The organism is Microbulbifer sp. ABF4_107 (genome assembly GCF_056312215.1).
This window is the reverse complement of record NZ_CM149983.1, coordinates 1,243,891-1,258,382: the sequence shown is the minus strand read 5'-3', so window position 1 is coordinate 1,258,382 and position 14,492 is coordinate 1,243,891. Positions and strand designations below refer to the sequence as shown.

Below are 14,492 nucleotides of genomic sequence, written 5' to 3'. Positions count from 1 at the left end.
TTCACTCCCGTCAAAACAACTTAAATCCGCACGGGAGATAGTACATATCATCCCACTCGAGACTCTCACATACATAGCCAATTGAAGTTAGCAATTCTTTAATTACTGGCCTGGATTCTCCGTAATTATGCTCTACAGAAATAATTCTTATGTCCCACTCCTGAAATGGAAAATTCTTTATAATTTCGAGCTCACTTCCCTCAGTATCTACACTCAAGTAATCTATGGTCCGCGGTGATTGAAGACGCAAAAGAAATTCTAGCAGTGACTCGGTTTTCACAGGCATCGTAGCACCAGACACTTCATACGCAGCTCTCTTGTCAGCGTGCGAATCAGAAAATGCAAACTTAGATATCCCGCCGTATTCACCGGCAAGAAGGAAATCAACTTCTTCTCCCGACTTTCCCGAGATACATGCATCACTCACTATACAAGAGCGATTACTTTCTAATTCTTTATAAAACTTTGGATTTGGCTCTGCACAGATACCCCGCCATCCAAAGTAGCGCTCCAACAGAAAGGTATTGCTCAGCAAGATGCCATTGGTTGCTCCAAACTCAACAAAAAAGCCATTTTTTTTAAAATTTAGCTTATCCAAAACCCACAGGTCCTGCCCGAGCTGAGAGGGAGAAATTGCCCTCAGCTCCTCTAGATTCGGACTAACTGCCTCATCCACTAGATTTCGATTAGATAATTTCCATTTTTTATATGTTTGGTCTCTTTGATATGCCAGGCTCAATTGATGGTTCAAAATTTGTACTTCCACTTCGAGAATTTTTAGCCGGTTTTCAAACCCATTAGGCAGCAACTCAAAACTTTCACCATTACTTACCTCAACTTTCATAAGATCTAGAGATTTTTTCAGTTTTTTGCCACTTGTTGAATCAAGCTCAGCTAAACATTGCACCTTACGCCCCTGGAAAAAACCAGAGCGCAATCGATCCAGCTCCTGCTCGAGAATAGACTTGGCACTTTCGATTCTGCCAACCTCCCGCTGCAGCTCATCTTGGATTGATTGACTCTCCTCAATCTTCAGTTTTAACTTTTGAATTTCAAGTTGATAGGTCTCCCTCAGATCCTCAAGCTCGGACTGTAATGCAGCCCTTTTATGTCCCGCATACTCTATCTGAGACTGAAGTCGTGTTCGTTTATTTGACATAAGTGACCTAGAGGAAATTTAGATAATTCATTCTGAACTTAGCCTGGAGATGACGAAAACAGCCAACTGAAAAATGGCTGAAAAATACTTCCACAATAGCCCTCTACGGGAGGCCGCTCTCTCAATCCCCGCGAAAATTGCTCATCTTCTTTTAAGGTGAATGCTACTGCATGCTCAAGTTCTTCTAAAGCTACTAAATATGACCACTGCCCTAGCCTCAACGCCTCTCTATACAACCAATTTTCACCTAGAAAAATCAGCCTGCATTTCTTACCTACAAGTAACCATAAAAATCCTGAGGATTTATTTCTATAGTGCTCATTATCATAGGTGAAAATAAAAACATCCAACTCCCGGAGAATAGACTGCAGTTCTTGATTTTGAATATACTTATCAATCACACGAACACGAGAATCAACTTTTTGGATCTCTCGAATTTTACGTTCTGAATCCAGCAGCTTCGGGCAATTTCCCTGAGAAACATAATGAATTATTATCTGATCGCGCTGACCTAAAATAGGTAATAGCCGCTGAACAAGCTCGGGCAACCTATTAAATCCCTTTTCAATTTTGGCATCACCAAAATATAGCGCCAGCTTTTTCCCCCCATAAGCCTCTCCACCTTCAACACTTAAGCTCCTCATTGGGCTGAATAAGTATTGCGGATGCAAAGATATAGTTGCTTTACCCTCCAGCAGACTATTATAGTGCTCGACCAGCTCAAAGTCTGATGCAAATAGTTTTACGCCCTCCCAGTTCAATACAGCATTGCAGGCCAACTTGTAACTAATGCGTTTCACTGAGTCAATAATTTTTCCAGTATAATCTATCCCAGGGTTATACATCAGACAAATTCGGTGTTCGACATTTGGAGACAATATCGTTGGGCAAAGATTTTGCAGCGCAAAATCAAGAGCCATTAAATGAAACCACTCCATTGCCGGATAGAAAATCAATATTTTCTGGTCATTTCGCAAAGAAGACTGGGTGTCATCCTCGTCCGTTTTTGCTTTTGGCTTGACTAAGAGATGCTTAAAAAGTCGAAGATATTCAATGCCAAGATGCGCAATATAGGAATTAGCCCTATCAAAGCTGGGATTGTTTCCATAGTGACAATAGAAGTTCGTTGCGAAATATGGAGTTAACTGGACGCTTCCGGTTTTGTATCCCGCCATTCTCGATGACGACACGTTGCGATGACAGTAATATTCAACTGGCGACTTAATATCTCCTCGAGACACTGCTTGCTGAACTGTCTCATAGAAAGCTGCATGATGACCGCCATTCACTGTTAACCCAGGATCGAGGACGATTAAGCGAATTACCTGCATACTGTTTACACGATTAGCTAGCGAATGCATTGCCTTCGACTCTAACCTGATAAAGCCTAAGTAGCCTAAGAGTCAAGCAGCTCGCAAATACGCCGTTGGGCCCTAAATCAACCTGCTTTTCTGCCACATACTGCTGGTAGTCACTATTAAGATTAGTTTCCAATTCACTCTGAAGGCGCTTTAGTTGAATAAGTGCTAATTCAAGCTCCGCGTCTCTACCTTGACTAGTTTCAGCGTAACGCTCCAAGGAATCTACTTCCTCGTTCAACTGACGTATTTTGAGGAGTGCCAGCGAATACGCAACTTGCACATCATGCTTGATTTTAGAGGACTCAATGTCTTCTTTCAGCTGATTTATTTGCAGCCTAGCTAGTTCGAGTTCTGCCTCTGCACTTGCCAGATTTTTAGTTAAAACCATCTCGTCGCTCATCTTCCAAAGCCTTTCATCTCTAGCCGACCCAAATGCTCTATTTTTAAATGCTAACTTCGCCCATAAACATCATCAAAACGCACTATGTCATCTTCTCCAAGATAACTTCCGCTTTGCACCTCAATTAGCTCAATAGGCAAGATACCGGGGTTGCTTAATCGGTGCTTTGCGCCAATCGGGATATACACGCTTTCATTCTCAGAAAGCATTATTTGCTCACCATCCCTTTCAACAACAGCAGTACCAGATACCACAACCCAATGTTCCGCGCGGTGGTGGTGCATTTGCAGTGAGAGGCTGGCACCTGGATTGACGGTAATTCGCTTTACCTGGAAACGCGGGCCGCTGCCGATGGAATCGTATTTGCCCCAGGGTCGCGCCACTTCCCGGTGGATTTCGTGTTCGTCACGGCCAGCGGTTTTGATTTTACTGACGATCGCCTTCACTTCCTGGGCGCGATCTTTCGGTGCAACCAGGGTCGCATTCTTTGTATCCACGATCACCAGGTCTTCAATGCCTACCGCGGCAACCAGGTGGTCTTCACCAAACACCAGAGAGTTTTTGCAGTCTTCGAGAATGACATCCCCAAGTGCAACATTTCCTGCGTTGTCCTTATCCAATGCCTCCCAGAGAGACGACCAGGAGCCTACGTCTGACCAGCCGCACGCCAGTGGAACAACAAATCCACGATTTGTTTTTTCCATTACCGCGTAGTCGATACTGTCTTCTGGGATTGCGTTGATATCATCCAGGCGGAGCTTTACAAAATCGCTTTCTACTTTTGCATTTTCTATCGCCGCAACCGAAGTCCGGTGTATCGCTGGTGCATGGCTCGCGAGCTCCGCCAGAAGGCTCTTTGCGGAAAACAGAAACATACCGGCATTCCAGTAATAATTTCCGCTCTCGATATATTGCTCTGCGGTTGCTTTATCCGGTTTCTCAACAAATTGGGCAATAGGAAGAACCTGTCCATCTTCCCCTTCTGCTTTCTGGATATAGCCATAGCCAGTTTCCGGTGCGGTCGGTACTATCCCGAACGTCACCAGGCCACCACTTGCGGATTTCTGCAGACCAACATCAATAGCTCGGTGGAAGCTCTCAACGTCTTCCAATAGGTGGTCTGCAGGAAGTACCAGCAGGTTTGTTGACTCGTCCTGCTGTGTGGCAGAAATAGCGGCAAAGGCGATCGCAGGGGCGGTGTTACGACCCGCCGGTTCAGTGATCATGGTGAAATCTTCGAAGCCGATATCCTGGGCCTGCTGCGCCACCATAAAGCGGTGATCTTCATTGCAGACAATAATCGGCCGATTGAATCCCCGTACACGCTCGAGAGTTTGCTGCAGCATGGTTTGCTCCCCAGTGAGACTGAGAAGCTGCTTCGGTAGCATTTTTCGGGATTTGGGCCAGAGCCGTGTTCCGGAGCCACCGCATAAAATTACGGGGGTAATACTCGTCATTGGAAGTTTAAACCTCAAACGTACTTTTAATTATTTTGCCAGTTCAATTTCGAACGGCACGTCTCGTAAAAATTGTGGCCAATCGGATGGATCAGTGTCAGCCGGTGCGGCTTTTTGTGAATTCTAATCACGTCGCCCGGCTCCGTGATTACCTGATCATGCCCATCGCAAGTGACATACGAGTGCGTTGTATTGTGCCCGCTAACAACAAGCTTGAATTCGCTACTGCCCTCAACGACGATCGGCCTACTGCTTAACGTATGCGGATTAAGGGGCACGACCACAATAGCATCCAGCTTTGGATGCATTATTGGGCCCCCACCCGATAGTGCATATGCGGTAGAACCTGTCGGCGTCGAGACAATCAGGCCATCGGAGCGCTGGGTATATACGAACTGACCATCGATAAACAGGTCAAATTCGATCATGCGGATATATTCACCAGGGTGAATTACCACATCATTGAGTGAGGAGCCTTTACCGACGGGTTTGCCGTCGCGGGTAACGGACATATCGAGCAGAAAGCGACTCTCGGCCATATACTTGCCGGCAAGCACTTCACCTACTTTTTGCTCAATTTCATCGGGAGTGATATCGGTCAGAAAGCCTAGGCGGCCACGGTTGATACCAAGGAGTGGGACGCTAAATTTAGCCAGTGCGCGTGCCGCAGCCAGCAGACTGCCGTCACCGCCTACAACGATGACCAAATCGCAAAGCTCGCCAAGCTTGTCTTTGCTGGATACGCGAGCGTTGTGGCCTGCAACATCATTCGCCGTATTCTTTTCAAGAACGACGGAGTAGCCCTCCCGCTCAAGAAACGCCATTAGGCGTTTGAGCGAGAGAACCGCACTTTCGCTTTCCGTTCGGCCAATAAGGCCGATATTCTGGAATTCCGACACCACTCCCCCAACCCAACTGGTGCCCGAATTTAGGGCCCTTGCAACGTTAACTTTATTATCAATACCGGTATTTTAATTCGAAACCGCGCGGAGCCAGCGACACACCCACAAGTATCCGACAGAACAGCCGATTATGCCTTATGCAATATCTGGAGTCGAACGCGACTGAACGTCCGTACCAACTTGGTATTCACCACACCGCTGTCAGCTCACCAATCACTTATCGAGGTGCCAGCATCAACCCAGATCGGTCAAATTTCGCACAGATCAGCCGCTCAGTAGCTCACGCCACCAGCCCTCATTCTCCAGATACCATGCTACCGTTTTGCGAATACCGGTTTCAAAGCTCTCTACCGGCTCGTAACCAAGCTCACGACGGCTTTTCTCGGCATCAATGGCGTAGCGCCGATCGTGGCCCGGGCGATCCTTGACGTACGCAATTAATGCAGTGCTATTCGCGTTAATTGCAGATATTGCCTCTGGGTATTTTTTCGCCAGATCAGGCTGTTTAGCAAAAGCTTCATCCAGCAAATTACAGACCAGCTGAACAATCTCAATGTTTTGCCATTCATTGTGGCCACCAATATTGTAATTTTCGCCAGGCTGTCCCTGCGTCAGTACAAGGTCAATACCCCGGGCGTGATCCTCCACATAGAGCCAGTCGCGAACCTGCTTACCATCTCCATACACAGGCAGAGGCTTGTTGCGCAGGATATTGGTGATGATCAGGGGGATCAGTTTTTCCGGGTAGTGGTAGGGGCCATAATTGTTCGAACAGTTTGAGGTAGTGACCTCCAGACCGTAAGTGTGGTGGTAAGAACGCACCAGATGGTCTGAGGCAGCCTTACTCGCCGAATACGGCGAATTGGGGGCATAGGCGGTTAGCTCCGAAAACGGTGGGTCGTTTGGATCCAGCGTTCCATACACTTCATCGGTACTAACGTGATGGAATCGGTGCTTGATGGGGTCCAGGCCATCCGCTGCAGGCAGGTCCAACCAGACTTTTTTTGCGGCTTTCAACAGGCTATATGTACCGATGATATTGGTTTCTATAAACGCATCCGGCCCGGTGATGGAGCGGTCAACATGGGACTCCGCCGCGAAGTGCACAATGGTGTCGAGCTTGTGCTGGGTCAGCAACTGCTCGACCAGTTCCGTATCGCAGATATCGCCCTGTACAAACGTGAAGCCAGGATGCTCCTCTACAAGCGAAAGACTGGCACGGTTTCCCGCGTAGGTGAGTGCATCCAGTACAACAACTGTGTCTTGTGGGTATGCAGCCAGCCAGTAGTGTACGAAGTTGGCCCCAATAAAGCCTGCGCCGCCAGTGACCAATAATTTTGCTGGCGCTTTGCCTGAACTCATGAATTATTCCAAACCGCTTGTTAATTTTCTTGTTGAGCCAACTCGAGAAGCATGGACTCGAGCTGGCTGCGCCAATGCTCGGGTGTCACACCAAAAGCGTGCTCGAACGGCGCCTTATCGAGCACACTATATGCCGGTCGCGCACCGGGAGTTGGGTAGTCCGTATGGGGGATGGGCTTGATTGGGATTTTGCGCTCAAGCAGGCCTCTTGCCAGTGCCAATTCCTGGATCGCAACCGCGAAGTCGTACCAGGAAGCAACACCTGCATCTGTCCAGTGAAAGACCTGCCCGGGATTGACCGCTTCAGACTCCACTAACTGCTCCCCGGCCCGCCAAATGGCTTGCGCCAGCGAGTATGCCCAGGTAGGCGTGCCGACCTGGTCATACACCACATTAAGCTGTTCCCGAGCGGGATCACTCATTAGCCGGAGCATGGTTTTTACAAAATTGCTTCCGTGGCTGGAATATACCCAGGAGGTCCGCAAGACAATACTGCGCGGCAGGTGCCGCTTGAGTACTTCGAGCTCGCCGGCGAGCTTGCTCTCCCCATAAACACTCAAAGGGTTGGTGTCGTCGGAGCAGGTATAGGGCGTGGAAGACTTTCCGTTGAAAACGAAATCCGTTGACACATGTACCAGCGCGGTGCATTCCTGGAGTGCGACAGCGTCGGCGATATTGGCAACCGCGTGCTGATTCAAGGCAAAGGCGGCATCACGGTCTGACTCGGCTTTATCGACCGATGTGTACGCAGCGGCGTTAATCACCAGGTCCGGTTTATATCCGCCAATGGCATCGGCGACTTGTGCAGGGTCTAGCAAATTGATTTCGGCGCTTCCCAGCCGTTCAACCTTCCAATTTACCGGGCAAGTACGATGAAGCTCCCAGGCTAGCTGCCCGCTTTTGCCAAATACCAGCGCCCTTTTTACGTCAGCGCACATAGGGAAGCCTCGGCGCCTTGCTCAGGGGCAGCCCCTGCTCATCTTTTTCCGAGAGTTGCGGTTTTGCGCCATTGATCAGAGGCCAGGCAATGCCAACTTCCGGATCATCCCAGCGCAGACTGTATTCGCTCTGCGGGTGGTAGTAATCCGTGCATTTGTATACAAATTCTGCGGAGTCAGAGGTGACATAAAACCCGTGGGCAAATCCCGCAGGCACCCAGAACTGGCGATTGTTTTCCGCTGACAGCAAAGTGCCGGTCCACTGGCCAAATGTAGGAGACCCCTCACGCATGTCCACAGCCACATCAAACACTTCCCCATGGACCACACGCACCAGCTTTCCCTGTGTCTGCTGCGCCTGGTAATGCAAACCGCGTAGAATTCCATGTGCCGACTTAGAATGGTTATCTTGCACAAAAGTGACATCGGCAACATGCTCACGGAACCAGCTGTCCCGGAAAGTTTCCATAAAGAAGCCGCGCTCGTCACCGAAAATTCTGGGTTGCAGAATTTTAACGTCCGGCAATTTGGTATTGATTATCTCCACGCTTAAAATACCCGGTCTTCAATCACTTGCAGCAAATATTCTCCGTAACCGCTTTTCAGCAGCGGCTGGGCGAGGATCTGTAACTGCTCGGCAGTGATATACCCCATTCGGAAAGCCACCTCTTCCGGGCATGCAATCTTGAGCCCCTGGCGCACTTCGATAGTTTGTACGAAGTGGTTGGCTGCCAGCAGGTTGTCGTGGGTGCCCGTATCCAGCCACGCGGCTCCACGCCCCATCACTTCAACGTTTAATGTGCCGGCTTCCAGGTATGCCCGGTTTACATCTGTAATTTCAAGCTCTCCACGCGGAGATGGAAGAATAGACTTTGCGATATCAATGACCTGATTGTCATAGAAATACAATCCAGTTACTGCGTATTTCGACTTGGGGTGCGCGGGCTTCTCCTCGATCGACAACGCTCTACCGTCTTCATCAAATTCAACAACTCCGTAGGCCCGAGGGTCGTTGACATGGTAGCCAAATACTGTTGCCCCTTTTACCTGACCTGAAGCCCGCTGCAACAGATTCATAAAGTCATGGGAGTGGAAGATGTTGTCACCGAGCACCAATGCGCAGTCGTCGCCACCTATAAATGACTCACCAATAATGAATGCCTGGGCGAGGCCGTCTGGAGAAGGTTGTTCAGCGTATGACAGGTTAATCCCCCACGACTCACCCGAGCCGAGGAGATTTTGGAAAGCCGGCAAGTCCTGAGGGGTTGAAATAATCAGGATATCTTTGATACCCGCCAACATCAGCGTCGTCAGGGGGTAGTAAATCATCGGCTTGTCGTAGATTGGGATCAGCTGCTTACTGACAGCCTTCGTCAGCGGGTAGAGCCGACTTCCGGTCCCCCCGGCTAAAATGATTCCCTTACGCACAAAACCCCCTCGTAGCGTATCATTGCTATAAAATTCGCGGGTGATTATGCCGAACCTGAACGCACACGTCGAACCACAATATTTTAGATCAAAAAATAGACAGCCCTTACGCTAACGCCTAGGAAAAACCCCTGCTTCCCTGTAACCCCCCGGTGTGCAATAGGAGAATTTTTTTCCGCTCAAAGGGAGCCTGAGAAACAAAGTTGCACTGGCTGGCATACTCACTTAAACCCAAACCGGCCTTCGCTGTATAAACACGCTCCAGAGGTATATCGCTGGCCCCCGCAAAAACTTCACTAAACCGCTTTAACCGATCATCGGTCCTGGCGTAACCGCCACAATGACTACCAGCCACGACTTTGATTGCATGACGGCACACCGTGGCACAACCCCCGCTCCAACCACTTGCCACCTGCTGTATAGCCGAGGCAGCTTTTAATACAGCAACGCCATTGACCATTACCTCTCCGACTTGCGCGCCCCCACCTGCTAAAGCCCCAAGTGTCAAACCGGTACCAGCTGCTAACCAGTACTCCTCAAAGTTTACAGGACGGGTTTCGCCAATCACCTCGCTCAACAATTGGACACCCCGAGCACCCTGTACATTCGCCCCACCCTCCGGCACAAACCAGTACCGGTCACCAACCAACCCTAACCGCAACCAAAACCCGCTCTCATCCCGCTCCCGATAGACAGCCCGGGAAACAAATCGCAATTCCATCCCAAACCGTTCGGCGTCCTGCAACATGGCACTCAGCGTCGGCGGCCTCTCGCCGCGAATGACCCCGATGGTTTTGAACCCAAACCGCTGCCCCGCAGCGGCTGTCGCGTGGATGTGGTTCGACCAGGCGCCACCGCAGGTGACGATGGTATCTTTGCCCTGATTCCGCGCCTCCAACAGGTTGAAGATCAGCTTGTAGGCTTTGTTGCCTGAAATAACGGGGTCAATAAGGTCGTCGCGGCGGATCCAGAGGTCGATTCCGGGAAACAGGTCAGACTCAATCTGCTGATAAGGTACATTCCTGGCGGCCTCTACAAAGGCCTCCAGGCTCAGCTCAGTGAGATAGCGGATCATGCGGGCTGGGGAATCTGGCCGGATGCTTGAAACAGTTCTCGCGGGAAATATCTGGTCTGAACCCCACTCCCGGACTTGATGAGGAAGGTCACACCGTCGTTTGAAGACTCGGCAGTAACTTCAGCTTCCATGGTAGGCGGGCGGCGCAAAAGCGCCTGAGGTGTAAACAAGGCTATATTGATGCCCTCCACACCAGTCATCGGCAGCTTCACCAACCCGGCGGACAGCGCGCGCGCAGACGGGACCTCAAGTCCCTGAACACCCACCTCTCGCGCCTGTGCACCCAACTGCTGGCAAAAGCGATACTCCGAGCAGTGGGTGATTTGCGGCCAGTGCGCCTGCCAATCCGCCGACTGCAGGCGAACACCCGGATCTGCGCAGTACTTAGCGGAGAAAACCTGATGGAAGCTGGTGACGGGGGCGACTGGGGACTGCTCCATATCACTGATAAACAGCAGCCGATAGTAAGCAGTCTCGGCAAGTACAGTGTCGATGGTTTTACTACCGTAAAAAATACCACTTTCGGCGACGCCACCAAAACGCGAGCCCCACGGGAGCGGCGGGTAACGAAATGGCGTTGCAAGTAGGTAGTGCAGGTCCTCACTTCCCTGTAGCCTCGCGGGCTTGCTCTGCTCAAGGAGATTTTCCAGCACTTCCTGTTTTTGCAGACTGTCGACAAGGCCGCGGGTGGCGACCTCTTCCTGAGATTCAATAATGCGGTAAAGGCGCCCGAACAAGCGGATAGTGGACTGGCGGATTTTATCGCGCAGGTCAATCACACCTTGCCCCGCATGGCATCAAGATAGGTAACAATACGCACCAGGCCGTCAATGCGACGGGCAATCTCTTTGGGAACGCCGTTCAGTGCGCGATTGGCGGTGGCAAACCAGGTTCTGGCTCCCTCCTCTCCGCCCATCAGGACAAAGGCGGATCGGTAGGCTCGAACCAGTAACAGAGCCAGCTGGCCTTCGGCACTGTGCGGGGCGAGACCACTGCGGCGGCGCAGGGTGCGGTCATCTAGATGAATGATTTCGCTGAGCTCTTTCTTTTTCAGGCCCAGATGATTGGCGGTATTGAGGGTTGCCTCGAGGAGGACCTGTTCTTCACAGACTTGCGGGGTATGGGCTGGACTGGCCATTTTGCCTCCGAGCTTGAATTAGAGGACATATGACCTAAATATATTCCCATTTTGGACAAATGGCAAATGCCTCCATGGCGCCGCCCCGGCCGGTTTGACAGATACAAAAAAGCCCCTGTTCGCAAGCTAGCCAACATTTTGCCGAGTTCAGGACGGGACTGATTCGCGGCTGCGCCACTCACCCTTCGGGCGCCTTTGGCGTCCTAAATCGCTTTGCGATTTGGTCAAACGGGGGCTTTCGCACGCCGATCCAACAGATACAAAAAAGCCCCTGATCTTTCGATCAGGGGCTTTTTTGTATCTGGCGGACCGGACGGGACTCGAACCCGCGACCTCCGGCGTGACAGGCCGGCATTCTAACCAACTGAACTACCGGTCCGCGGTAGTGCTTCCTTTGAGGAAGTGGTGGGTGGTACAGGGGTCGAACCTGTGACCTACGCCTTGTAAGGGCGCCGCTCTACCAACTGAGCTAACCACCCTTTCGGGCAACTGTTATTCAAGCTAAAAGCTATCAAGTTTTCCGTTTTGCTCTGGGCTTGTCCCCCGAGAGCGAGGCGCATCTTACCGGACTGTGGTTTAGAGTCAACAAAAAAGACGCCAAAAAATTCAAAAACTTTCCGGCGCCTATTTATTGACCTAAGTCGTTGATTTTTCGAGCTAATCTTCCTCCGGGACTGCATCTACTGACACGGGGGTCGGCACGACTTCATCCTTCAATTCCGGCTCAGCGGCAATCTGCTCTGGCTGCAAGCGATAGTCAGCATTTATCGGCTGGCCAGCGATGATGACGGGTCCACCCTGCTGGAATAGCGGGCCTTTTGGACGCCCAATGTCGGGCTCGTTATAGTTGCAAACCCCATCCGGGAAGATCCGCCGCATATCATCGATACGCGAAACAATCGCTCCAGTAGCCGCGCCATAGGTATCTTTGGCGATAGCCCGCTCCAGTGGCTGCAACGCACACTTGAACACATCACCGGTTATCGGTGCGCCGGCCATTTGCCGGGGAGTGCTGTAAATGGGGTAACGCTGCATACAGGCACCGTCGGATTTATGGTTCCAGGCGCCGTCCCAAACCTCCGGACCCGCCGCCAGTACATTTCCGCTCTCGTCGAAACAACGATCTGTCGCCTCTACCGGCTTGTTGCCAGCAACGCCCCGCTCAGGATTTTCAGCAATTTTCTGGATCCAGTGGTCAATAATGTCGAGAGCTTCGTCAACTGGGTCATACTTCTTGTGACTCATCCAGATCAGCTGATTTTCTGCATGCCCCCGCGCCCGCCGGATACGCTCGCGGCTCGAGAAGGAAGCGAGGCTATGATGCATATCCAACTCTCCATCGAGGTAATGCCGCAAGTCGACGATGGGGATCTCTACATCTCCTAGAAATACATGCCCTGACCGGTAAATCCCCTCTATAGCTTCAACGTCCGCAACACTTCTGGGGGCCGGATTATCCAGGCCACCCAGGTTCATATTGTGCTCACTCCACACCGATAGCTCGACAGGGAATACATCCCCATTCATAAACCAGAGCTTCTCACCGCCCTGCTCCGTCGGATCTTTCCAACCACCGATAGTTGCATTCAGACGCAGGAACTCATCGATATCGATCTTGCCCTGCTTTAGTGCGTTCAAGCCATACTGAACACCCTGATTATCCCAGGCACTGTTGGCGTAGCCGTCTTGCCCCGCGCCATAGAAATTCCGCAGATCTTCCCAATGTGTCCAATGGGTCTTTTCTGCCACCGAATCCGCAAAACTGGCGCTGAAATGAATAAAATTCGGATTGTTCACCAACGGTACCAAACCTCTCCAGCCCTGCACACACTCGGAGGCTCCATTGGCGGTACCCTTATAGCGGCCATCAAATAACCCTACCGCGTCTTCCAGGATTTTGAATCGATGCTCGAAGCCAGCCTTGGTCGCAAGGCCGATGATTGCTTCGCGCTCGGAAACTTCCTTCCACCGCTCATTACCCGCGGCTACCACATCAAAGTAATATTCAAGTGGCTCGCAATCAAAAACATAAATAGTCTGACTCACCATATCCGGATATGAATAGAGTGGTAACGCCGCATCCAGAACACCGGGGGCATTTTGTGCGATCAGGTATTGCTGAATAGCGCCGCCGGAGCCACCGATACCGACGGTATACAAAGGCTCTTCATATAATGCGGCGAATTGTTTTTTCAAGCGCCGGGCAGTATCTTCAGCCAACCAGATATTGTAATGATTACTGGTCTGGTTCGCGGTGGAGTACACAACGGCGTAGCCGCGCGCAAGCTGGTCTTCGCGACGCTCAACGATGTGATGACGCCCGATATCTCCCTGGCTGCGCCCGATACCTACACCACCGCGAAATTGATAGATCAGCCGCTTATTCCAATTACTGGTATTCGGATTTTCTGCCGTTTCACCGTCGCCTCTCAAAACGGCAATAGCGTAAAAGAAGCGGTTAATAGTGCCTGTTTCCAGGCGCACCACAAAGTCGGTAGTGCGGCCGTTGACAGTGACCTGATCAACATCCCCATTCGCATCCTCCAGTGGATGGAATTGGCCATCTATCGAGCTTCGATAAAAATAGGACACGGAGGTTGCGTGGCTACAGTCGCGGCTATAGCCAACCACTTCATCCGTCTGCTCCCCTTTTTCATTAAGGTCAAAAATCGGAATACCCTCACCGCTGTGATTGTCGACCAGCGGCTGCTTATTGGTTACCTTATTTTGACCACATAAAAATGGATACGTAGACGGCCCGGAAAAAAGTGTTTCAACAGGGCCACTTTCACCAATGGCAATTGGGAAAGGAAAATAATCTGTGGGGCGACCGCTCTTCCGTGGGTGATCCCCGAGGTAAGCCGACTGCGGGGAGTGATCCAGCGCCCCTTCGGGAACTCCCACCACCGGTGCTTTGGGCACACCGGGTAACCTTGGCAAATTCTCGTAAACAAACCAGGTGCCCAGCCCAAGCAGAACAAAAAGTGCGACAGCAAAACTTGTCACCACACGCCGAACCCCAAATCGCGCAGTCAAATTCCTTGCGCTCCAAGCCATATGCGCCTCCGTACGCTATGTATCCCTGTGCACCGAAGAGACGAACCTTTCGTCATCAAAAACTGCGGGCACAGCAACAGTATATGTGGCGCCGGGAAAAGCGTGGGCCGGTTGGCGGGCGAGATTACTCGAAGAATATTTGGCAGGGGTTGTCGTTTAAAACTTAGACAGCAAGGAGGGAGAAATCAAAGAACTTAAGTGTCGGAACTTGGGTG

13 protein-coding genes and 2 tRNA genes are annotated in these 14,492 nt (G+C 51.0%); all 15 read right to left on the bottom strand.

Annotated elements, in window-relative coordinates:
* Positions 1-10: 10 nt before the first annotated feature.
* On the bottom strand, positions 11-1,159 hold the full coding sequence (locus ACYX4K_RS05190; protein WP_475093179.1) for an FkbM family methyltransferase: 1,149 nt from the start codon (positions 1,157-1,159) through the stop codon (positions 11-13).
* 38 nt (positions 1,160-1,197) lie between these two features.
* Entirely contained in the window at positions 1,198-2,448 is a 1,251-nt protein-coding gene (locus tag ACYX4K_RS05185) for a hypothetical protein (RefSeq protein WP_476178780.1), read from the bottom strand.
* 55 nt (positions 2,449-2,503) lie between these two features.
* Entirely contained in the window at positions 2,504-2,920 is a 417-nt protein-coding gene (locus tag ACYX4K_RS05180) for a hypothetical protein (protein ID WP_475093181.1), read from the bottom strand.
* Between the two features lie 50 nt (positions 2,921-2,970).
* The gene (locus ACYX4K_RS05175) at positions 2,971-4,377 is read right to left on the bottom strand and encodes a mannose-1-phosphate guanylyltransferase/mannose-6-phosphate isomerase (protein ID WP_475093182.1); all 1,407 of its coding nucleotides are present in this window, start codon (positions 4,375-4,377) and stop codon (positions 2,971-2,973) included.
* Between the two features lie 26 nt (positions 4,378-4,403).
* A complete protein-coding gene (locus tag ACYX4K_RS05170; protein WP_406827617.1) occupies positions 4,404-5,276 on the bottom strand; it encodes an NAD(+) kinase in 873 nt (290 codons plus the stop codon).
* A 267-nt stretch (positions 5,277-5,543) separates the two neighbouring features.
* Complete coding sequence (gene rfbB / locus ACYX4K_RS05165) at positions 5,544-6,641, bottom strand: dTDP-glucose 4,6-dehydratase (protein ID WP_475093183.1); 1,098 nt, start codon at positions 6,639-6,641, stop codon at positions 5,544-5,546.
* A gap of 20 nt (positions 6,642-6,661) precedes the next feature.
* Positions 6,662-7,579 (bottom strand): dTDP-4-dehydrorhamnose reductase, encoded by a 918-nt coding sequence (gene rfbD / locus ACYX4K_RS05160; protein ID WP_475093184.1) that lies wholly within the window; start codon positions 7,577-7,579, stop codon positions 6,662-6,664.
* Positions 7,569-8,126: a dTDP-4-dehydrorhamnose 3,5-epimerase gene (rfbC, locus tag ACYX4K_RS05155; RefSeq protein WP_475093185.1), complete on the bottom strand. Its 558-nt coding sequence runs from the start codon at positions 8,124-8,126 to the stop codon at positions 7,569-7,571. The genes rfbD and rfbC overlap by 11 nt, the downstream gene beginning before the upstream one ends.
* A gap of 2 nt (positions 8,127-8,128) precedes the next feature.
* A complete protein-coding gene (gene rfbA, locus ACYX4K_RS05150; RefSeq protein WP_475093186.1) occupies positions 8,129-9,007 on the bottom strand; it encodes a glucose-1-phosphate thymidylyltransferase RfbA in 879 nt (292 codons plus the stop codon).
* Positions 9,008-9,125: 118 nt separating this feature from the next.
* The gene (locus ACYX4K_RS05145) at positions 9,126-10,082 is read right to left on the bottom strand and encodes a 1-aminocyclopropane-1-carboxylate deaminase/D-cysteine desulfhydrase (RefSeq protein ID WP_475093187.1); all 957 of its coding nucleotides are present in this window, start codon (positions 10,080-10,082) and stop codon (positions 9,126-9,128) included.
* Positions 10,079-10,861 carry an RES family NAD+ phosphorylase gene (locus tag ACYX4K_RS05140; RefSeq protein ID WP_475093188.1) on the bottom strand — a complete coding sequence of 261 codons (783 nt, stop codon included), beginning with the start codon at positions 10,859-10,861 and terminating at the stop codon, positions 10,079-10,081. Before ACYX4K_RS05140 ends, ACYX4K_RS05145 begins: the two co-directional genes overlap by 4 nt.
* A complete protein-coding gene (locus ACYX4K_RS05135) occupies positions 10,858-11,220 on the bottom strand; it encodes an MbcA/ParS/Xre antitoxin family protein (protein WP_475093189.1) in 363 nt (120 codons plus the stop codon). The genes ACYX4K_RS05140 and ACYX4K_RS05135 overlap by 4 nt, the downstream gene beginning before the upstream one ends.
* 302 nt (positions 11,221-11,522) lie before the next feature.
* A tRNA-Asp gene (locus ACYX4K_RS05130) sits at positions 11,523-11,599 on the bottom strand.
* Positions 11,600-11,623: 24 nt separating this feature from the next.
* Positions 11,624-11,699: transfer RNA gene (locus ACYX4K_RS05125), tRNA-Val, on the bottom strand.
* Positions 11,700-11,877: 178 nt separating this feature from the next.
* Positions 11,878-14,277, bottom strand: coding sequence for a DUF6351 family protein (locus ACYX4K_RS05120; protein ID WP_476178779.1), 2,400 nt, complete (start codon positions 14,275-14,277; stop codon positions 11,878-11,880).
* Positions 14,278-14,492 lie beyond the last annotated feature (215 nt).

Bases quoted from the DNA above. Each gene is read 5' to 3' on its own strand.
- ACYX4K_RS05135 (WP_475093189.1), bottom strand. From the start codon at position 11,220: ATGGCCAGTCCAGCCCATACCCCGCAAGTCTGTGAAGAACAGGTCCTC.
- ACYX4K_RS05180 (WP_475093181.1), bottom strand. From the start codon at position 2,920: ATGAGCGACGAGATGGTTTTAACTAAAAATCTGGCAAGTGCAGAGGCA.
- ACYX4K_RS05145 (WP_475093187.1), bottom strand. From the start codon at position 10,082: ATGATCCGCTATCTCACTGAGCTGAGCCTGGAGGCCTTTGTAGAGGCC.
- ACYX4K_RS05175 (WP_475093182.1), bottom strand. From the start codon at position 4,377: ATGACGAGTATTACCCCCGTAATTTTATGCGGTGGCTCCGGAACACGG.
- rfbD (WP_475093184.1), bottom strand. From the start codon at position 7,579: ATGTGCGCTGACGTAAAAAGGGCGCTGGTATTTGGCAAAAGCGGGCAG.
- ACYX4K_RS05120 (WP_476178779.1), bottom strand. From the start codon at position 14,277: ATGGCTTGGAGCGCAAGGAATTTGACTGCGCGATTTGGGGTTCGGCGT.
- ACYX4K_RS05190 (WP_475093179.1), bottom strand. From the start codon at position 1,159: ATGTCAAATAAACGAACACGACTTCAGTCTCAGATAGAGTATGCGGGA.
- rfbB (WP_475093183.1), bottom strand. From the start codon at position 6,641: ATGAGTTCAGGCAAAGCGCCAGCAAAATTATTGGTCACTGGCGGCGCA.